This window comes from Pseudomonas sp. PLMAX (genome assembly GCF_046042685.1).
GTDB lineage: Bacteria > Pseudomonadota > Gammaproteobacteria > Pseudomonadales > Pseudomonadaceae > Aquipseudomonas > Aquipseudomonas putida_AE.
Map to the genome: position 1 here is coordinate 1122232 of NZ_CP064949.1, position 20564 is coordinate 1142795.

General features: G+C 60.9%; 18 protein-coding genes and 1 pseudogene. 14 read left to right on the forward strand and 5 right to left on the reverse strand.

Annotated features, from left to right (window positions below; translation table 11 throughout):
* Window positions 1-97 precede the first annotated feature (97 nt).
* Window positions 98-2653, forward strand: a complete 2556-nt coding sequence (locus DKB71_RS05010) for a LuxR C-terminal-related transcriptional regulator (RefSeq protein WP_408599770.1) — start codon at window positions 98-100, stop codon at window positions 2651-2653.
* Between the two features lie 188 nt (window positions 2654-2841).
* Window positions 2842-5283 (forward strand): dermonecrotic toxin domain-containing protein, encoded by a 2442-nt coding sequence (locus DKB71_RS05015; protein WP_408599771.1) that lies wholly within the window; start codon window positions 2842-2844, stop codon window positions 5281-5283.
* A gap of 5 nt (window positions 5284-5288) precedes the next feature.
* Here DKB71_RS05015 and DKB71_RS05020 read toward each other — a convergent pair whose 3' ends face one another.
* Window positions 5289-6083 carry an IclR family transcriptional regulator gene (locus DKB71_RS05020; protein WP_274073971.1) on the reverse strand — a complete coding sequence of 265 codons (795 nt, stop codon included), beginning with the start codon at window positions 6081-6083 and terminating at the stop codon, window positions 5289-5291.
* Window positions 6084-6242: 159 nt separating this feature from the next.
* On the opposite strand from DKB71_RS05020, the gene hmgA reads away from it, so the two are divergent.
* The 3 genes from hmgA to maiA are packed head-to-tail and all read left to right on the forward strand — an operon-like array spanning window position 6243 to window position 9503.
* Window positions 6243-7547: a homogentisate 1,2-dioxygenase gene (gene hmgA / locus DKB71_RS05025; RefSeq protein ID WP_274073970.1), complete on the forward strand. Its 1305-nt coding sequence runs from the start codon at window positions 6243-6245 to the stop codon at window positions 7545-7547.
* Window positions 7548-7550: 3 nt separating this feature from the next.
* The gene (gene fahA, locus DKB71_RS05030; protein ID WP_406592230.1) at window positions 7551-8855 is read left to right on the forward strand and encodes a fumarylacetoacetase; all 1305 of its coding nucleotides are present in this window, start codon (window positions 7551-7553) and stop codon (window positions 8853-8855) included.
* A gap of 12 nt (window positions 8856-8867) precedes the next feature.
* Window positions 8868-9503, forward strand: a complete 636-nt coding sequence (gene maiA / locus DKB71_RS05035) for a maleylacetoacetate isomerase (RefSeq protein WP_323605595.1) — start codon at window positions 8868-8870, stop codon at window positions 9501-9503.
* A 93-nt stretch (window positions 9504-9596) separates the two neighbouring features.
* Here maiA and DKB71_RS05040 read toward each other — a convergent pair whose 3' ends face one another.
* A complete protein-coding gene (locus DKB71_RS05040) occupies window positions 9597-10400 on the reverse strand; it encodes a SirB1 family protein (protein ID WP_274073967.1) in 804 nt (267 codons plus the stop codon).
* 182 nt (window positions 10401-10582) lie between these two features.
* Between DKB71_RS05040 and DKB71_RS05045 the strand changes: the two genes are divergently transcribed.
* On the forward strand, window positions 10583-11602 hold the full coding sequence (locus DKB71_RS05045; protein WP_008054432.1) for a Glu/Leu/Phe/Val dehydrogenase dimerization domain-containing protein: 1020 nt from the start codon (window positions 10583-10585) through the stop codon (window positions 11600-11602).
* Between the two features lie 188 nt (window positions 11603-11790).
* On the opposite strand, the pseudogene DKB71_RS05050 reads toward DKB71_RS05045, so the two are convergent.
* Window positions 11791-12030, reverse strand: a pseudogene (locus tag DKB71_RS05050) (YebG family protein); the annotation flags it as partial.
* Between the two features lie 278 nt (window positions 12031-12308).
* Between DKB71_RS05050 and DKB71_RS05055 the strand changes: the two are divergent.
* The gene (locus tag DKB71_RS05055) at window positions 12309-12809 is read left to right on the forward strand and encodes a phosphate-starvation-inducible protein PsiE (protein ID WP_274073966.1); all 501 of its coding nucleotides are present in this window, start codon (window positions 12309-12311) and stop codon (window positions 12807-12809) included.
* Here DKB71_RS05055 and DKB71_RS05060 read toward each other — a convergent pair.
* Complete coding sequence (locus DKB71_RS05060) at window positions 12806-13123, reverse strand: DUF3509 domain-containing protein (protein ID WP_274073965.1); 318 nt, start codon at window positions 13121-13123, stop codon at window positions 12806-12808. The two genes, DKB71_RS05055 and DKB71_RS05060, sit on opposite strands and share 4 nt — an antisense overlap.
* Before the next feature lie 244 nt (window positions 13124-13367).
* Window positions 13368-14744, reverse strand: a complete 1377-nt coding sequence (locus DKB71_RS05065; protein WP_408599772.1) for an L-serine ammonia-lyase — start codon at window positions 14742-14744, stop codon at window positions 13368-13370.
* Window positions 14745-14879: 135 nt separating this feature from the next.
* Between DKB71_RS05065 and DKB71_RS05070 the strand changes: the two genes are divergently transcribed.
* The 7 genes from DKB71_RS05070 to DKB71_RS05100 all read left to right on the forward strand — a co-directional run bounded on the left by DKB71_RS05070 (window position 14880) and on the right by DKB71_RS05100 (window position 20397).
* Entirely contained in the window at window positions 14880-15827 is a 948-nt protein-coding gene (locus DKB71_RS05070; RefSeq protein WP_274073963.1) for a LysR substrate-binding domain-containing protein, read from the forward strand.
* 214 nt (window positions 15828-16041) lie between these two features.
* On the forward strand, window positions 16042-16452 hold the full coding sequence (locus DKB71_RS05075) for an HPF/RaiA family ribosome-associated protein (protein ID WP_274073962.1): 411 nt from the start codon (window positions 16042-16044) through the stop codon (window positions 16450-16452).
* A 184-nt stretch (window positions 16453-16636) separates the two neighbouring features.
* On the forward strand, window positions 16637-16936 hold the full coding sequence (locus DKB71_RS05080; RefSeq protein WP_274073961.1) for a DUF3649 domain-containing protein: 300 nt from the start codon (window positions 16637-16639) through the stop codon (window positions 16934-16936).
* On the forward strand, window positions 16933-18513 hold the full coding sequence (locus tag DKB71_RS05085) for a PepSY-associated TM helix domain-containing protein (protein WP_408599773.1): 1581 nt from the start codon (window positions 16933-16935) through the stop codon (window positions 18511-18513). Before DKB71_RS05080 ends, DKB71_RS05085 begins: the two co-directional genes overlap by 4 nt.
* On the forward strand, window positions 18514-18840 hold the full coding sequence (locus DKB71_RS05090) for a DUF3325 domain-containing protein (protein WP_408599774.1): 327 nt from the start codon (window positions 18514-18516) through the stop codon (window positions 18838-18840).
* Window positions 18841-18844: 4 nt separating this feature from the next.
* Window positions 18845-19411, forward strand: coding sequence for an RNA polymerase sigma factor (locus tag DKB71_RS05095; protein ID WP_274073958.1), 567 nt, complete (start codon window positions 18845-18847; stop codon window positions 19409-19411).
* Window positions 19408-20397, forward strand: a complete 990-nt coding sequence (locus tag DKB71_RS05100) for a FecR family protein (protein WP_408599775.1) — start codon at window positions 19408-19410, stop codon at window positions 20395-20397. The genes DKB71_RS05095 and DKB71_RS05100 overlap by 4 nt, the downstream gene beginning before the upstream one ends.
* Window positions 20398-20564 lie beyond the last annotated feature (167 nt).

Here is a 20564-nt window from a genome sequence, read left to right on the forward strand (position 1 = left end):
CTTTTTTATAGGGCTCGATAAGTGTGTTGAATACTTCTTCAATAAGCGCTCGACAGGGGGCTAGGGTGGCGCCACAAAAATAAAAAGGCGCACCACTATGACTGCCATGACGACGTGTCTGGACCGTCCTGGACACCTGCCCCGATTGTCTCCACATCACTTGTATCGCGCGCGCCTGGTCGAGCCGTTGCTGGCCTCGACGGCGCGGGTGAAATTGCTCTGCGCGCCGGCCGGCAGTGGCAAGAGTGCGCTGCTCGTCGAGTGCATGCTCAATGCGCCTGCAACCTGCCAGGTCCGCTGGCTGCCAATGGCGGGGGAGGCGCTCAGTGTCGATGGCTTTTGCCAGCGCCTGGCGCAGGCGCTGGGACTGGCAACGGCGGATGAGTCGGTATTGTTGGAGTACCTGGCTCGATTACCGACCGCAACCTGGCTGTTTATCGATGACTACTGTCGTGTTCCTCACCCGGCGCTGGACCTGTTGCTCGATCGCTTGCTGGCCGGCAGCAGCCCGATGATCACCTGGTGGTTGAGTGGGCGGCGACGTGCGCAATGCAACTGGCCACGGCTGCTGCTCGGTGACGAGCTGTACGATGCCGAGCCTGCCGCACTGGCGTTCAATCAGGATGAAATCGAAAAACTCTTGCATCACCTGGAGCCGGCCCTGGCCGCGAAAGGTGCCGAGAGAATTTTCAGGAACAGTGGTGGCTGGTGCGCCGGGGTGCGGATAGCGCTGCTGCAAAAATGCGACTGGACCCGCTACGACACCCCAAACGGTCGACCGGATACCCTGCACGACTACCTGGAGCATGAGCTCTTCGCCCATCTGGCGCCGGAGCTTGCCGAGGCCTGGCGGGTGCTGGCGCAGTTGCCACGGTTCAACGCTCGGCTCAGCGATCACCTGTTCGGCGCTGGCGAGGGCGCGCAATACCTGAGTGCGTTGCAGGAGCGGGGCTGTTTCATCGAGCCCTGGCAAGACTCCACAGACTGGTTGCAGGTCTTCGCTCCCCTGAGCCGTTTGATGCGCGATGAACAATGGCCGGCCGCACGCTTCTGGCATCGTCGTGCCTGCCAGTGGTTCGTCGCCGAACAGGACTGGAAGGCCGCGTTTGAACAGGCCTTGCTGGCGCAGGAGTTCGAGGTCGCCGTCAGCCTGTTGCAGCATTTCGGTTTCGAGCAGTTGTTCGAAGAGCAGACCGTCGTTTTGCTCCTGCGTTTGCACGAGCAACGCGGCGAGGAGTTGCTGTTTGGCTCGCCGCAACTGGTCGGCTTGATCACCGCGGCCTTGTTGTTCGCCGGGCGCTTCGAGCAGGCCGCCGAGTGCATCGAACAATTGTCGCGATTCAGCCCCCAGCCGTCGGCATTTCTGCAACGGCAATTGATCGCACGCTGGCAGGCTCAACAGGGTTGGCTCCTGCATTTGTTGGGGCGCATGGATGCGTCCCGGGCGCACTTGCTCGAGGCGCTCGACGAGCTCGACCCCGAATGTTGGCCTGCCCGGCTGATGTGCCTGTCCGGGTTGACCCAACAGGCCTTGCTGCGGGGCGAACTCGACGTCGCACAGGCGCTCAGCCGGGAGGCGTTGTGTCTCGCCCGGGCGCACGGCTCACTGGTATTCGAAGGCTTGCTGGAGCTCGATCACGCGCAATTGCTCGAGCAGCGCGGAGCGTCCGGCAGGGCCGATGACCTGCTCGCCCACATGCACGGCCTGCTCTGCAGCCAGCATGGCAATGCCGGACCCTTGTTGGGGCGGATCGCCCTGCGTCGCGGCCGCTTGAACCTGAGCCTGGGCCGCGAGCAACAGGCGGCCATGTACTTCGAGACCGGTCTGCAGATCTGCTTGCGCAGCCAGGACAAACGCGCGCTGTATGGCTTCCTCGGGTTGGCCCAGCTGGCGGCGAATCGCCTCGATTACGCCCAGGCATTCGACCAGCTGCGCGACGCCGAACGGCTGATGCAGCAACGGCGGATTCCCGAGACCGTGTATCGCGGAGTCTTGCTGCACACCAGTATCCATTTCTGGTTGCAACAAGGGCGACCGCAACTGGCGTACCAGGCCCTGACCCGGGTGTTGCGTCACTATCATGGCCCCTGTGCACGCCAGGCCCCTCCGGCCACGCTGGAGCTGATTGACGGCCTGGAATTCCTGCTGGTCCTGACCGAGGTTTACCTGGGGCAGGCGCAAACGCCCCTGGAGCGGCTTGAAGGGCAACTGCAACGGGCCAGGCAGCGGGGGATGACGGCGCTGCAAGGGCAATTGCATCTGGCGCTGGCTGAAGTCGCCTGGCTTGCAGGCGATGCGGACGCTGCCCGGCAAGCACTGGCGCAAGGACTGGCACTGGTCGAGCGGTGCAACCTGCAACAGGCCCTGCGCGATCTGCAGTTGCGCCAGGCGCAGCTGCCGCAAGCCATTGGCCTGACCGAGTCGCGCGATGATCCCCAGGCGCCGGGTGCGGACCAGAACCGCTTGAGCCAACGTGAAATACAGGTTCTGCGGCTAGTGGCGCAGGGCAACTCCAATCAACAGATTGCCGATCTGTTGTTCATTTCCTTGCATACGGTCAAGACCCACGCGCGACGCATCAACGGCAAGTTGGGTGTGGAGCGCCGGACGCAAGCCGTGGCCAGGGCGAAAGAATTGGGTATTGTTACTTGATGTTTGAATTGGCAGGTACTTTGTCTGTTCATGAATGCACACAAGTTTCGGGGTGTACTTCGCTGGCTGGAGTGTTTATAAAATTTGAATCACCCCGGTAGTGACAGTCATTCAGTTTGAGTTTTTGAACAGGATTGGGGAGTTCGCAGTAACAATCTGCATAATGATGGATGCAAAAAGGACAGTGCATGAATATTAATGGATTAACCAATGAGGCCAAGTACAGGCTTCAAGAAGAAGTGTTACGCCCGACCAGGCAAACACAACAGCTGCCGGATTGGCTGCAGCGTGCAAGTGAGGAGGATCGCCAATACTACTTTGATGCCGAGCAGTCCCTGACAGAAAGTGAACAGGCGCTGGACAAACTGCTGGGGGAAACAAAATCCTTCAAGGCGTTCGCCCGATTTTATGCGCAGGAAGTTGTACGGATTCTCACCGGTGAAGTTCTCGAGCCGGAACATGTTTTCGTCAACGCTCGCCACACATTCTTTGTCGGCAAGCAAAAGGTCGTGCAGGGCAATCGCGTAACGCTTCCCGAATTCATGCTCAACGGATTGTACGGATCCACCGCAATCCCGCTGGAGATCAAACTGGAAGGGGAGGCGCTGCCGTCCGGCATGGATGAGGAAGATCTTCTGGAGCTGATGCTCGACGCAAGCATGCGCAAGCTCTATGCGGAAAAATTCGAAAAGAAATACGCGGATGAAGCCGTGCTTCAGGTCCTACAGCTTCTTTTGGGTTGTCGTATAGCCCTGAGCTCGTTCAGTGCGAAGCTGCAGAGACAAATTAATGACGATAGCCTGAAAATCGTCGCTATTGCCACGCAGGGTGACGAGCAATATTCAATGGGAGCACTCTCGATCGTTGATTCGAAAAGCGGTTTCGAGGGGATGATTGTCTATTGCGGGCCACAGGGTGAAGAAGGCCCTTGTGTACTTTATGCTCCGCAGGGTCCGGGTGGCCGGAGCTGGTATGAGTTCCCGAGCTTCAGGCAGTTGACTTTCCATCTGGCTGACTGGATCGCTCAAGCCGAAGGGCGCAGTTACCTGAGCCGCCAGACCTTCGCCAGTGAACGCGCCAGCATCGACGCGTACATGAGACTCGTACAAGACCTGCCGACTCAGTGGCGTGGCATCCAGCGCAGCCCTTGGTCGAATAGTGCAGAGGGTGCATTGCACAAGGCAGTTATGCAGCATGTCGATTGGCTGCAGGGAGAAATGGACGCGGTAGTGCCCGCAGGCTATCGCTCGGCTACCGCAGCCCAGCGCCAATGTTATGCCCGGCTGAACACCGAGCTCAAAGGTTTAACCCGACTTGCAAGCCGCGAGGCAGCGCTGATCAGTTACGAGGAATTCGCCTATGGGCTGATCAAGAAGTGTGCAGAGGAGGTCCTGGCGCAAAACGGCGAAACAGTCGACATCGATCCTGACCTGATTGTGGTAAGGCTTGATGCCTCGAAAGAGATGACCTTGTCCCGGATGATCATCGAGGAACATCACATTACCGAAGCCAGTGGTCCGGCCCACAACCCCGGAATCTACCCGTCCATTCGTCTATCTCCCGGTCATCCGCCTGTTTCCGACCTGCTGATCGAGTATTTGCCGGGCTGGTCAAGAACGTTGCGCCCAGGTGAGCAGTACATCGCCATGTTGAGGCGCGACTATCTGGATCAGGGCGCCCCGGGTTATGCCTTGAAGCGCGACGTCTTCCTGGATCTGCGGCGACATGAAATGCATCGATCAGCATTGGAAGAATTGTTCAGTGGTCATCTTGAACGCCAACAATTTGAGCAGCTCGAACGGCTCATTGATCAGCTGCGCGAAGCGGAACCTGGCGCAAGCCCTGATTCTGAAGATCCTGATTCCCCTCAACGCGAGGGTGTCTACACGTTTTATCTGCAAGATCGCCAGGTCGACGGCGTTTATATTTTCCGCATCATGCGCAATGGCGTCGCCGAGGATCTGCTGTATACCCCCTATGCACCGGATTGCAGATCGTTCAGACCCTTGGCCGAGTTTGCCAAATCGGTAAAAACGGCGGGCCTTGGCAGTTATTACAGCAAGCGAGTCAAGTACACGCAGCAGAAAGTCGTCGGTGCATACCTCGAGAAAGTGAAGCGCAGCAGCATCGAGGACATCCCTCATTTGCAGTTCGATAGTCGAGTCCGCGATTTCTCCCGTTGCTACACCGATGCAATCGCTCAAATCATTGACGACGTTGATGCCAAGACTACCAGCCTTGGGGAGATCGTCGGCAAGCTGATCTACGATACTGCCGTCGCGGCGGTCGCCATTGCCAGCATTCCTTTTGCACCCATCGGACTCGCATTGAGTGCAGTCGTGATGACGAAAGCGGTATTTGAGGGGGCTAAGGCGTATCAGGAAGGGGACTACGAGAAGTTGTTCTCAAGTTACCTCGATTGCATGATGGAACTGGCCACCATGCGCATCGGCAAATTGGGGTTCTCGGTGGCGCAGAAGGCCATTGCCAAACAGCTCGGGAATGTTAATACCTGCATGGGGGCAATCTCTGCGTGCACCGGCACAACGGTGGATCTGGCCGTTGTCAGCGAACTGATGAAGCAGTCGCTCGCCGAGCCTGATTCCAGCGAGCGAACGATCTTGATGTAATCCGGCTAGCCGATGACGGTGGACGGTTCATACCCCATCCGCCAACTGACGGCCCGGGTCGCCGCCAGCAAGCGCTGGGCCGCCGGGCCGTTTTCGTCGGCATGGAACAACGAGGCCGGGCCGACAATGGTCATCACGGCAGCCACCTGCCCGACGGCGTTGAACACTGGCGCGGACAGGGCATCGACCCCGGGCATCAACAAGCCGTGCACGTGATGCAAGCCGCGGTCGCGGATCTGCCCGCAGAGCGTTTCATAGGCCTGATCATCGCCGAGGGGATGGGCGCTGACGGATTGCAGTTCCTGCTCGCGCAACTCGACGGTTTCGCGCTTGGGCAGGTAGGCGCCGAAGACCAGGCCGGTCGATGAACTGAGCAACGGCAATACCGAGCCCAATTGGGTCACCACCGTCACCGCGCGCACCGCCGGTTCGATATGCACCACGGTCGCGCCCTGGTTGCCCCACACCGCGACAAAGCAGGTTTCGTTCAAGTCGTCGCGCAGTTCGGCCAATGGCAGGGCAGCGACTTTCAGCACGTCCATACTGTTGAGTGCCGCCAAACCGACGCGCAAGGCTTCGCGGCCGAGCCCGTAATGGTTGGTCGCGGCATTCTGTTCGGCAAAACCACTGGCGATCAGCGCCTGCAGATAGCGATGAACCTTGCTCGCCGGCATTTGCACGTGCTCGGCCAGGCGCGACAGCGAAGTCGAGGGCGACAGCTCGGCGAGCGCCTTGAGGATGTCGGTACCCACCTCGGCGGAGCGGACTTTCTGTTTACCGTTGCTTTCAGGCTTTTCCATGGAGGGATCCCGGGACGAATGGGCGTCTTTATAGCTTGACGGTCAATACCAATCAAATTACGTTATGCGTAATTAGATTACGATAAAAACAACCCCGGCGTGCCATGATCGCTGTCATAGCGTGAAGGGCCATTGCCGACTCCCTGTTCAGGAGGCTCCATGAACTCCGATTCAAACGTCCAGGCGCTGGCCTATCAGTCAGGCTTTGGCAACGAATTCAGCAGTGAGGCATTGCCCGGCGCACTGCCCGTCGGCCAGAACTCCCCGCAAAAAGCGCCGTACGGTCTCTACACCGAACTGTTCTCCGGCACCGCCTTCACCATGGCCCGCAGCGAAGCGCGGCGGACCTGGATGTACCGCATTCAGCCTTCGGCCAATCACCCGGCATTCGCCAAGCTCGATCGGCAACTGGCCGGCGGCCCATTGGGCGAAGTGACGCCCAATCGCCTGCGCTGGAACGCGCTGGATATGCCCGACGAGCCGACCGATTTCATCGACGGCCTGGTGAGCATGGCGGCCAACTCTGGCGCGGATAAACCGGCGGGGATCAGCATCTACCAGTACTGCGCCAACCGCTCCATGGAGCGCGTGTTCTTCAACGCCGACGGCGAGCTGCTGCTGGTGCCGCAACAGGGCCGTCTGCGCATCGCCACCGAACTGGGCGTGCTGGAAGTGGCGCCGCTGGAAATTGCCGTATTGCCTCGCGGGCTGAAATTCCGTGTCGAACTGCTCGACCCGCAAGCGCGCGGCTACATCGCCGAGAACCACGGCGCGCCATTGCGCCTGCCGGACCTGGGGCCGATCGGCAGCAACGGCCTGGCCAATTCGCGGGACTTCCTGACCCCGGTGGCGGCCTACGAAAACCTGCAACAACCCACGACCCTGGTGCAGAAATTCCTCGGTCAGTTGTGGGCTTGCGAGCTCAATCACTCGCCGTTGAACGTGGTTGCCTGGCACGGTAACAACGTGCCGTACAAATATGACCTGCGCCGTTTCAATACCATCGGCACGGTCAGCTTCGATCACCCGGACCCGTCGATCTTCACGGTGCTGACCTCGCCGACCAGCGTCCACGGCCTGGCCAACCTCGACTTCGTGATCTTTCCGCCGCGCTGGATGGTGGCCGAGAACACCTTCCGTCCACCGTGGTTCCACCGCAACCTGATGAACGAGTTCATGGGGCTGATCCAGGGCGAGTACGATGCCAAGGCCGAAGGTTTCGTGCCCGGCGGCGCGTCGCTGCACAGCTGCATGAGCGCCCACGGGCCTGACGGCGAGACCTGCACCAAGGCGGTCAACGCCGACCTCAAACCGGCGAAAATCGACAACACCATGGCCTTCATGTTCGAGACCAGCCAGGTGTTGCGCCCGAGCCGCCATGCCCTCGATTGCCCGCAACTGCAAACCAACTACGATGCTTGCTGGGCCACGCTGCCCGCCACTTTCGACCCGACCCGGAGATAGCCCATGACGCAAACTTCCATCACTCGCAGCTGGGTTGCTTCGGCCAACGATCATGCGGATTTCCCGCTGCAGAACCTGCCGCTGGGCGTGTTCAGCGTGAAAGGTTCGGCGCCGCGCAGTGGCGTGGCCATCGGCGACCATATCTTCGATCTGCAAGCGGCACTTGAGGCCGGTCTGTTCGAAGGCGCTGCAAAAGTTGCGGTCGAAGCCACCCGTGGCGGCCAGTTGAATGCGTTCTTCGAGCTGGGCCGCGAGGCTCGCGTGGCCTTGCGTGAACGCTTGATCGAACTGCTCAAGGACGGCAGCACCCTGCACGGCAAGATCGAAGCCCAGGGCGCAAAACTGCTGCCTCTGGCCGCGGATTGCGACATGCACCTGCCGGCGAAAATCAACGACTACACCGACTTCTACGTCGGCATCGAGCACGCGCAGAACGTCGGCAAACTGTTCCGCCCGGACAACCCGTTGCTGCCGAACTACAAGTACGTGCCCATCGGCTACCACGGCCGCGCCTCGACCATTCGCCCGTCGGGCACCGACGTTCGCCGTCCGAAAGGCCAGACGCTGCCGGCCGGCCAGACCGAGCCGACCTTCGGCCCGTGCGCGCGCCTGGACTATGAACTGGAGCTGGGCATCTGGATCGGCCAGGGCAACGACATGGGCGACTCCATCGCCATTGGTGATGCCGCCGATCACATCGCCGGTTTCTGCCTGCTCAACGACTGGTCGGCACGCGACATCCAGGCTTGGGAATACCAGCCGCTGGGGCCGTTCCTGTCGAAGAGCTTCATCACCAGCATTTCACCCTGGGTCGTCACCGCCGAAGCGCTGGAGCCGTTCCGCCGTGCCCAGCCTGCACGCCCGGAAGGCGATCCGCAGCCGCTGCCGTACTTGTTCGACCAGCGCGACCAAGCCGCCGGCGCTTTTGACATCGAGCTGGAAGTGCTGTTGCTGACCGAAGCCATGCGCGAACAGAACCTGCCTGCCCATCGCCTGACCCTGAGCAACTCCAAACACATGTACTGGACCGTAGCGCAAATGGTCGCGCACCACAGCGTCAACGGCTGCCAGTTGCAGGCCGGTGACCTGTTCGGTTCGGGCACCTTGTCCGGGCCGGAAAACGGTCAGTTCGGCAGCTTGCTGGAGATTACCGAGGGCGGTAAAAAACCGATCGAACTGGCCTCGGGCGAGGTGCGCAAATTCCTTGAAGACGGCGACGAAATCATCTTGCGTGGCCGTTGCAGCCGCGAAGGTTTTGCCTCCATCGGTTTCGGCGAATGTCGTGGCACAGTCGTGTCGGCGCGTTAAGAGGATCGGGTCATGGAGCTCTTTACCTACTACCGCTCGACTTCGTCCTATCGGGTGCGGATTGCGTTGGCGTTGAAGGGCCTGGATTACCAGGCCCTTCCGGTCAACCTGATCGCGCCGCCAGGTGGCGAACATCGGCAGCCGCCGTATCTGGCCATCAATCCCCAAGGCCGAGTGCCGGCCTTGCGCACCGATGAAGGCGACCTGCTGATCCAGTCACCGGCGATCATCGAGTACCTGGAGGAACGTTATCCACAGGTGCCGCTGCTGTCCACGGACCTCGCGGCCCGCGCCCGTGAGCGTGGCGTGGCGGCGGTGATTGGCTGCGATGTGCATCCGCTGCACAACGTCAGCGTGCTCAACCGGCTGCGCCAATTGGGTCACGAAGAACCGCAGGTGGTGGAGTGGATCGGGCACTGGATCACTCAAGGCCTCGCGACCGTGGAACAATTGATTGGGGAGGAGGGTTACTGCTTCGGGCCTGAGCCAGGTCTGGCGGATGTCTACCTGATCCCGCAGCTGTACGCGGCTGAGCGCTTCAACATCGCCCTTGAGGCGTATCCACGGATTCGTCGAGTGGCGGGGTTGGCGGCGGCGCATCCGGCGTTCATCAAGGCGCATCCGGCTAACCAGCCAGACACCCCATAAAGCCTCGCATGTACCTGTAGGAGCCCGGCTTGCCGGCGAAGAACGATGACGCGGTATGACAGGTACACCGCAGCGCCGGGTACACCCGCAGGTTCAATGAACGATGGAATTGGGCGGCAGGTGCCCCAGCCGCTCAGTCAGGCGAATCCGCTGGATCGGGTCGTCGCTGAGCAACAGCGCATGTTCCAGGTCGAAGCGCTCGGCATTCGGGCAGTCCAGCCGTTGGTAGAGGCTTGCCCGGGCCAGGTAGTCGGAGGCGCTGGCGTTGCCCAGTTCCAGCACGCGTTCGGCGTCGACCAGCGCGCCAATGTAATCGTCGTGGGAAAGGTGCAGCTGGCGCAAATTACGTGACAGGCGCTGGAGCATTTGCGCGGGGTCGGCGGTGAGCAGGTGCTCAGCGTTGAGTTTCAGGTTCGGGCCGTACTGGCGGTGCAGCAGTTCCCGGCAATCATTGGGGTACAGGCGCCGGCCGCCGCAGGGGTCGAGCAGATGATCGGCGCCTGGCACCCGCAGCAGGAAATGCCCGGGGAAGTTGACGCCGACCAGGGGAATCTCCAGGCCTCGGGCCAGTTCCAGGGCGATCAGCCCCAGGGCCAGCGGTTGCCCGCGGCGACGCTCCAGGACTTTATCGAGCAAGGCCACTTGCGGTCGCAAGGGCGCGAAGTCGTCCTGGGCGAACCCCAACTCGACCATGCGCCTGAGCAGGGGTTGCGCCAACTCGCTCACCGGCAGCATTGGCAAGCCGCCACTGATTCGCTGTTGCAGCTCCTTGAAGTGCGCCAATACCGACTCGGGGTTCACCTGGTTGTCATGTTCGACGGCAATCCACAGCGCCGCCTCGAACAGCGCAGGCGGTGATCGTTGCAAGCAGGCGAAAAACGATTGGCGCGGCGTCATCACAATCTCCGGGCTATGCCTCGTTTTAGACCGGTCTATGCCTTTCGTCCAGTACCGCACAGGCGCAATTGCGGTTATTTCCTAAAGCTTGTCTGGCGCCCTCGCTTATTCCGGTGCGCTTCTGCAATTTTTGGGCGCAAGCCTATACTGGCGTCTACAAGAAGTGATTCGGGAGCCCTACGATGTTCGCTCTCATGCAAAGCACTCGCCTTGAATCGCTGCATCTGAGCGTCGACCCGGCCACCGGGTTGAAGGCGGTCATTGCCATTCATAACAGCCGTCTCGGGCCTGCCCTGGGTGGCTGTCGATACCTTGCCTATCCCAGCGACGAATCTGCGGTCGAGGATGCCGTGCGCCTTGCCCAAGGCATGAGCTATAAGGCGGCGCTGGCCGGGCTGGCCCAGGGCGGCGGCGTGGCGGTGATTATTCGCCCCGTCCATGTGGCCAATCGCGCTGCGCTCTTTGAAGCCTTCGGACGTTGTATCAATCAGCTCGACGGGCGCTACATCACCGCCATTGACAGTGGCACCTCGGTGGCGGACATGGATTGCATCGCCCAACAGACCCAACACGTCACCAGCACCACGTCTGCCGGCGACCCCGCCCCTCACGCGGCGATGGGCGTGTTTACCGGCATTCGCGCCACGGCGATGGCCCGGCTGGGCAGCGATAATCTCGAAGGCCTGCGCGTCGCCATCCAGGGCCTGGGCAACGTCGGTTTTGCCCTGGCCGAACAGTTGCACGCCGCCGGTGCCGAGCTGCTGGTCAGCGACATCGACCACGGCAAGGTCCAACTGGCGATGGAGCAGCTCGGTGCGCACCCGATAGCCAACGATGCATTGCTTAGCACGCCTTGCGACATTCTGGCGCCGTGCGGCCTGGGTGGGGTGCTTAACAGCCACAGCGTGACGCAACTACGCTGCTCGGCGGTGGCCGGTTCGGCGAACAACCAACTGACCCATCTGGACGTCGCCGATCAGCTGGAACGGCGGGGCATCCTGTATGCGCCGGATTACGTGATCAACGCCGGTGGATTGATCTATGTTTCGCTCAAGCATCGTGGTGAAGAGTTGGGAACCATCACCGCGCATTTATCGAAAATAAGCTCGCGACTCACTGAAGTCTTCGCTCATGCCCAGGCGGAAAAACGTTCGCCGGCTCGAGTGGCGGATGAGCTGGCGGAGAAAGTGTTGTATCGATAAGAAGACCAAAAAGATCGCAGCCTGCGGCAGCTCCTACAAAGGCTGCGATCTTTTGATTTTTACGACGTTGACTTCGCTGCTTTTGCAGCCTTGGCAGGCTTGGCCGGTGCCGTTTGTTCGGCAGCTTCAACCCCTTCAGGTACTTCAGGCACTTCAACCTGCGGCGCAGCTTCCGCTGGCGCCGTGAGCAGTTCGGACAAGGCGTCCGGCTGGCTCTTGAATGCCTTGGCGAACACATCGCGGTTCTTCGCCATGTAGATCCCGGCCTCTTCCACTTGCTGTTCGGTCAGGGACGGTACGGCTTTTTGCAACACTTCAGCCAGCAATTCGGCCAGCTCGAGCATTTTGTCATGACGGTCAGCTTCGGCTTTATCCATGAACAAGCGCTCCAGATCTCGGCTGCTGCGGTATACCACTTCGACGGCCATTCACCACCTCACATGCCTTCACATTTGTCAGTCTGATTCGACTACTGTATCTATATACAGCTAAGGATAAGCGAATCCCCGGGGTTTGGGTAGTGGCTTTTCAATGTAGGCCGATTTCGGGATTTGTCAGGCCTCAGGTATGGGTAGCTGCGACCAAACGCCACGGAGCGCAGTTAACAGCGACTCGCCATCATGGTCGTGGCCTTGTTTCTGCATGCAGAACAACCGTCACGTCCAACCTGCATTATCCGGTCGAGTCGACCTAAGGAAGCATCATCGTGAAAATCAACTGGGCCGAAAAGCTGCGGCAGAACGTGCATGAACTGGCCGAGTCGCTGGGCAACCTGTTCGTCGAAACCTTCCACTACCTGGCGCTGTTCGCCATTGGTGCGGTGACCGCGTGGGCCGCGGTGATGGAGTTTCTCGGGATGCTCGAGAAGGGGGATATCAAGATCGATGACATCCTGCTCCTGTTCATCTACCTGGAACTGGGGGCGATGGTCGGGATTTACTTCAAGACCAACCACATGCCGGTGCGTTTCCTGATCTACGTGGCGATCACGGCGCTTACGCGACTGCTGATTTCCAACGTGTCCCATCACAGTCCACCGGATCTGGGGATCATTTACCTGTGCGGCGGTATTCTGCTGCTGGCGTTTGCGATCCTGGTGGTGCGCTATGCCTCCTCGCAATTTCCGTCGGTGAAGATCGAGCATCCGCACCGTAAGACGGGTGCGGGCTCGGGTGAACATCCGGAAGTGGAGAAGGGCGAACTTTAGAGCCTGATGGACGGGCGCGGCCGGTTTTTTACAGAGGGTGGCGGCAGGCTGCGCGTGCCGTCATCGGTCATGGCTTCGAGGATGGCCACCGCGCTGTGGCCCTGTTCGATCGCAATGCCGAACTGAATGCTTTGTACCAGGCGTTTGAGGCGTTGGGGATCGTTGCGTTGCTCGGCACTGATCATGCGTTTGGCTACTACGCGGCCACTGTTGGAGAGGGTCAGCATGATGCTGCCGTCCAGACCCTGAATGCTCAGGTTGATCTGATAATCCGCTGCAAAAGCATCGGTAATGAGCTGAAAAGGGTTGTCCATGATGCGTCACCGCTTGATTGAACGTGCAGTTGTTGACCGGCCATGATCGGGTTGGTTCGCACACCCGGACCATCGGCCATTTCTCGTCAAATCGCCATCATTGTTCCAAGCGGGATGTAGCAAGGGGCATGCCGGAAAGATTGTCGGACAACAAACGGGGGCAAAAACACGGCGGGCACTGTGGTCCGCCTTGTTTTTGCCTACCCGTTTCAGGGCACTGACTGCCCGCATGCCACCAAACCGGTCAGCACTCCACCCAGTTCACTGCCAGGCCGCCACGGGATGTCTCTTTATACTTGTCGTGCATGTCGGCACCGGTGTCGCGCATGGTGCGGATCACCCGATCCAGGGAAATGAAGTGCTTGCCGTCGCCGCGCAGGGCCATCTGCGTGGCGTTGATGGCCTTGACCGCAGCAATCGCGTTGCGCTCGATGCACGGCACTTGCACCAACCCGCCGACCGGGTCGCAGGTCAGGCCGAGGTTGTGTTCCAGGCCGATCTCGGCGGCGTTTTCCAATTGCTCCGGCGTGGCGCCGAGCACTTCTGCGAGACCGGCGGCGGCCATGGCGCAGGCTGAGCCGACCTCGCCCTGGCAGCCGACTTCGGCGCCGGAGATCGAGGCGTTTTTCTTGCAGAGAATGCCGACGGCGGCCGCGCCCAGAAAGAACGCCACGACGTCATCGTCCGACGCATCAGGGTTGAATTTCATGTAGTAGTGCAGCACCGCCGGAATGATCCCCGCTGCGCCGTTGGTCGGCGCGGTCACCATGCGCCCGCCGGCGGCGTTTTCTTCGTTGACGGCGAGGGCGAACAGGTTCACCCATTCCATGGCCGACAGGGTCGAAGTGATGACGTTCGGCTTGCCGATTTCCAACAGGCTGCGGTGCAACTTCGCCGCGCGTCGCGGCACATTCAGGCCTCCAGGGAGGATGCCTTCGTGCTCCAGCCCCTGCTCGACACATTCGCGCATCACCGACCAGATGTGCAGCAAGCCCTGGCGTATTTCTTCGTCACTGCGCCAGGCCCGTTCGTTGGCCATCATCAGTTCACCAACCCGCAGACCGTGCTGGTTGCAAAGCTTGAGCAGTTCGGCGGCGCTGGAGAAATCGTACGGCAACACCACATCGTTGGCAGGCGCCACACCGGATTCGGCTTCGGCCGCCTCGATGATGAAACCGCCGCCGATCGAGTAGTACGTTTGCTCGAACAGTTCGCCAGTCTCGCCAAACGCGGTCAGGGACATGGCGTTTGGATGGTAGGGCAGGCTCTCGTCGAGCAGCAGCAGATCGCGGGACCAGTCGAACGCGATGCTCGCCTGGCCGGCCAGGGACAACTCGCCGGTTTCCCGCAGGGTATGGATGCGGCTGTCGATGGTGGTGGGATCGATACGGTCTGGCCATTCGCCCATCAGGCCCATTACGCAGGCACGGTCGGTGGCGTGACCGACGCCGGTGGCCGACAAGGAGCCGTAGAGGCGAATCTCCACTCGCCGCACATCGTTCAGCAGCGCCTGGTCGACCAGCGCTTGGGCGAAGATCGCCGCGGCGCGCATCGGACCGACGGTATGGGAACTGGACGGGCCGATGCCTACTTTAAAGAGATCGAAAACACTGATAGCCATGCTAAAGCCTATTCCTGCAATGGGAGATGAATCGCTGCCATTTTTGTAGGACAAGCGCAATTTCAGCGATACTGCCTCCCTCGGTCCTACGTGACCAACGAAACTTCCTAAGAGAGCCTTTAGCAGGACTAAACGATGAGCCGTCAATTACACGCCCAGACTTATGTCTGGCTGCAGGTGTTTTCCTGTGCCGCACGGCACTTGTCGTTCACCCGTTGCGCCGAAGAACTGCACATAACGCCGGGGGCGGTCAGTCAGCAGATCAGGCAACTGGAGGAGCGCCTGGGTTTTCGCCTGTTTCACCGGCGTGCCCGGGGCGTGGAACTGAGCGCCGAAGGCCAGCGATTGGCCATAACCGTCAACGAGGCCTACGGCAGCATCGATGCGGAATTGCGCCGGCTGGACGCGGGCATGATCAGCGGCACGCTGCGGGTGCGTTCGATCCCTTCCTTCCTGAGCAAATGGCTCACGCCGCGCCTGCCGCGCTTGCAGCAGCGCTTTCCGGACATTCAGTTGCGCCTGGTGGCCGAAGACAGCAGCGTGCCGTTGCACGAAGGCGATTTCGACCTTGCCATCGACCTCAACGACGGCAGCTATCCGGGCCTGTTATCCACAGCCTTGCTCGACGAGCAGATTTTCCCGGTCTGCGCCCCGAGCCTGTTGCGCGGGCGTCCGCCGTTGCATGGCCCGGCGGACCTGCTGCATTTTCCGTTGCTGCATGACATCACTGCCTGGCGCGGCAGTTACGAATATGCGGAATGGGAGTTTTATCTGGATGCCATCGGCTTTGAAGGCGCGGATGTGCGGCGCGGACACACCTTCAATCGCAATCACCTGACCATCGAAGCGGCCATCGCCGGAATGGGCGTGGCCATCGCCCGACGCACGCTGCTCAATGACGAGCTGGAGCGGGGCGCATTGATCGTTCCGTTCGGCCTGGCGGTGCCCAATCACAAGCGCTACATGGTGCTCTACGCGCCAGGGGCGCTGAGTCATCCGGGGGTGCGGGCGGTGCACGACTGGCTGGTGGAGGAAGCGGGGATTTTTCGCGGCCTGCACCCGCTGTCGGAGGGGCAGATGTGAGGATTAGTGACGAAGGAGCGGGGCGACCCAACTCCCGACCTTAACAGCGCATTTACCGGTTGTCCGGCTTTTTTTGCGAATAGATATTTATCTTTTTCTAGGGGTTGAAATGTTCATCGTACAGACCGATTGTGTAACCAAGAGGTCACGGTGATGACGCCCAAGGGCTTAGCTGACCGGCCTCTCGCGAGCTAGCTGAAATAAGGGATGAACTATGCAAATCCAAGTCAATAGCGATAACCATATTCAAGGCAGTAAACGACTGGAGGAGTGGGTACGTACTACCATTGAGAGCACGCTCGAACGCTACGAAGAGGACCTGACACGCGTCGAGGTCCACCTGCGGGACGAGAACGGCGACAAGCCTGGTCCCCACGATATGCGCTGCCAGCTGGAAGCGCGGCCAAAAGGCCACCAACCGATTTCTGTCACCCATAAAGCCGCCAGCCTGGAACTGGCGATCGACGGAGCCGCCGAGAAACTCGAGCATGCGCTGGAACACCTGTTCGGCAAATTGCGAGGCAAACCACGCGCCGCTGTAGTGCCGTTCGAGCCGAGGGCTCGCGCTGATGTGCTCCTGGAAGAAGAGTTTCTTGAAAACGAACAGGCTGCGCAAAACGCCTGACGCCTGATTCACTTTTTACCTTCCCACCGAAAACGGGCCTGCATTGCAGGCCCGTTTTGTTTTTTGTACCTGCTGGAACCTGATCTCATCCGACAGTTTTGCGTATGAGAATATTTATCATTAATATTGCGCCTTGCTGGCCCCGTGACGTTCATGGGGCCTCACCCGGTTTCAAGGTCGCGACATGAAAGCCAAGACACTCCCTGTTTCCTATCGCCTGGCGGTCACTTCGCGGGTGCTGGCTGCCGTGTTCGGCGGCTATCTGGTGACCACGTTGGCCAGCGTGTGCCTGACGCTTTGGGCCCCCATGGCCCGCACCGAAGCGGTAGTGACCGGGATGATGAGCTCGTTCGTGGTTTATCTGCTGGCGGTGATCTGGTGTTTTGCCTGTCGCTCAGCGTGGCGGGCCTGGTTCGGATTGATCGTGACGGGCCTGGTTTTGGCAGCGGCAGCGGGGATGGGGTACTGGATGGAGCGGTCATGAAAGAGGGCTTTCGCCAGGCCATGGCCTGGCTGCACACCTGGGCCGGCTTGATTTTCGGCTGGCTGCTGTTTGCGATTTTCCTGACCGGCACTCTCGCTTATTTCAAGGACGAGACCAACCACTGGATGCAGCCGGAAATCCCCGCCCGTCCAGTGTCCACCGAGGCCAGCCTGGCGCTGGCCCAGGCCTATCTTGGGCAGCACGCCCCGGGCGCTGCGCGCTGGATCATCGATTTACCCAGTGCCCGCGATCCCCGCCTGTCGGTGCGCTGGCAGCAGACGCCGGCCAAGCCCGGCGAGCGCGGCCAGCTCACGGAGAAACTCCTCGACCCGCAAACCGGCAACCAAGTGCAGGGCCGCGACACTCGGGGTGGCGAGTTCTTCTACCGCTTCCACTTTCAACTGCAAATGCCTTATCCGTGGGGCCGCTGGTTGTCGACCCTTGCGGCCATGGTGATGTTTGTCGCGCTGATCAGCGGCATCATCACCCACAAGAAAATCTTCAAGGACTTCTTCACCTTCCGTCCGCGCAAGGGCCAGCGGTCATGGCTCGACGGGCATAACGCGGTGGGGGTGCTGGTATTGCCGTTCCACCTGATGATCACCTATAGCAGCCTGGTGATTTTCATGGCGATGGTGATGCCGGCGAGCATCGTTGCCGCCTATAAGGGCGATGCCCAGGCGTTTTACAGCGAAGTTTTTCCGGCGGCCAATACGCCGCCATCGGCTGGCAAACCTGCGCCTTTGGTGGCGTTGGCGCCCTTGCTGGAGCAGGCTCGCGGGCAGTGGTCGGGCGGTCGGGCCGCACGCGTGACGGTGAGCAATCCTGGCGATGCGAATGCCTCGGTGATCCTGGCCCGGGAAAGCGCGGACCGGGTGGTCTACGACTATGGCAGCGCCGTGACCTTCAATGGCGTGACCGGTGAACTGCTCGACTCGACACCACCACGAACCCTGCCCATGGCGATAGCCGGCGGATTCTATGGCTTGCACATGGGGCATTTCGCCGGCCCGCTGTTGCGCTGGCTGTATTTCATCTGCGGACTGGCGGGCACGGCAATGATCGGCACCGGGCTGGTGATCTGGCTCGGCAAGCGTCAGCTCAAGCATGCCAAAAGCGGCGTGCTGCCATTTGAGCTGCGGCTGGTGGAGGTCCTTAACATCGCCAGCATGTCGGGGTTGCTGGTCGCCGTCGCCGTATACTTCTGGGCCAACCGGCTGCTGCCGGTCGGCATGGTCGGGCGAGCGGATTGGGAGGTCGACAGCTTCTTTATCGTGTGGGGCTTGAGCCTGCTGCATGCCCTGGTCCGCCGGGGTCGCGCCGCGTGGGTGGAGCAGTTGACGCTGGCGGCGGCGCTGTTTGCCGCGGTGCCGTTGCTCAACGCCTTGACCACGCCCTGGCACCTGGGCGTCTCGCTTGTTGAGGGTGATTGGGCCATGGCCGGTTTCGATCTGGCGTGCCTGGCCAGCGGCCTGCTCCTCGGATGGGCCGCTTGGAAAATGCAGCGCGCAGAGCGGGCAAAAGCCCGTGGACAGCAACGCGCCCGATCGACCCATCTTGAGCAAGAGGCGAACTGAATGTTGCTGGTCTCGTTGCTCTGCTACGCCGGTTTCACGGCACTGTGTTTATCCATGGATCGGCACCATGCCGACTTGCTGGGGCGCAAACCGTCGCAGCGCTTATGCCTGGGATTGAAGCTGGCTGGCGGGCTGTTGCTTGTGCTGTCGCTCTGGATCGCGGTGTCGGTCCCAGGCTGGGCGTTGGGATTGGTGGAGTGGTTCGCGGTGCTGATGCTCAGTGCCTTGCTGCTGGTGTTGTTGCTGCCGTATCGACCGCGCCTGGCGTTGGCGCTGGCTGCGGTGAGCCTGCTGGCCAGCCCGGTGGCCACCATGGCGCAGTACTGAATCGATGACGCCCCCCGAATCCCCTGAGATCGAGCACGCCGAACCACGCTGCGCCCGTGCGCATTTTCTCCAGGTGTTTCTCTCCCAGCGTTCGCAAATGGAAGCGCTGGTGAATCGTCGCGTCGGTTGCCGGGCAACGGCGGCGGACCTGGTGCAGGACCTGTTCGTCCGTTTCTGGCGCCGCCCCCTGGTGCAGGTTGAAGAACTCAGTACCTACCTGTTGCGCTGCGCCGGCAACATCGCCATCGACCATTTGCGCAGTGAAGGCACGCGGGTGCGGGCCAACGAAGGCTTGATGGCGCAACCGTCGGACAGCGTGGGCGGTGAACCGCAAGCGGCGCTGGAGGCGGGCAACGATCTGCGCCATGTCGAAGCGGCATTACGCGCGTTGCCCGAGCGCACGCGGCAGATCTTCCTGCTCAACCGCATCCATGGCCGCAAGTACGCCGAGATCGCCAAGGCCATGGGCCTGTCCCAAAGTGCCGTGGAAAAACATATGATGCGCGCGCTCGAGGCCTGCAAGGCCAGCCTGCGGGAGCCCGACCCGCGCACGCCAGGGAAAGCACCGTGAATAGCATCGAACGCGTCATGCCGACGCCCGCTCAGGAACAGCAAGCGCTGGCCTGGCTGAGTCTGTTGCATGACCAGCCCAGCAGTGGTGATCAGGTCACCTTCAGCCAGTGGTTGCAGGCCGACCCGGCCCATGCCGAGGCGTATGCCCGTGCCCAAGTGCTGTGGGAGTTGAGCGAGGTGCCGGCGCGCACGCTTGCCGATGAGGACGCGCTGGCCTTGCAGGGTTACCTCAACGCGATGAATCGCTCAGGCCGCAGCAGCGTCCGGCGTTGGTCGGGCGCACTGGCCATGGCGGCTTGCCTGCTGCTGATGATCAGCCTCGGCAGCGGTTGGCAGCCGTTGCGCTGGATCGATGACCTGGGCGCCGATTATGTCTCGGCACCGGGACAAACCCGCACCGTCACCCTGGCCGACCATTCGCAAGTCACTCTCGATGCTGACAGTGCGATTGCCGTGGATTTCAGCGGTGGCGAGCGGCATGTGCAGGTGCGGCGCGGCGCCGGATTTTTCAGCGTGGTCCACACCGGAGAGCCCTTTGTGGTCGACGCCGAGAAGGGGCAGGCGCGGGTGCTGGGCACGCAGTTCGAGGTGCGCCTGCAACCCCATGGGGCGCAGGTGACGGTGTTGTCGGGTCGGGTTGGGGTGACGGCGGACAGGAATGCGGAGCAGCAGATCCTGACGGCTGGCCAGCAGGTGGCCTATGGCGAAGGTTCGGCGCAGAAGCTCCATGCGGTGGACAGCGAAGCACAGTTGGCGTGGCGCCAGGGGTGGCTCAATTACTACAAGGCGACGCTGGCCGATGTGGTTGAGGATTTGCAGCGGTATTACCCCGGGCGGATCGTGTTGCTCAATGATGAGCTGGCCAAGCGAACGGTTAGTGGCAGTTTCCCGAGCAAGAATCCGCAGGCGGTTTTGAGTTCCTTGCAGGGGGTGTTGGGGTTTGAGCAGCATCAGGTTCTGGGGCGTCTGATCATTTTGCGGTGAGGCGACTGGCCCTTTCGCTGGCAAGCCAGCTCCTACAGGTTGAACGCGGTCCCCTGTAGGAGCTGGCTTGCCAGCGAAGGCGTCAGATCAAACACCTCAACGTCCAAAAAAAATATTTCAACTTTCTGCTGAGGTAAACCCGAATGCCATCCGTGTAGTGACTGAAA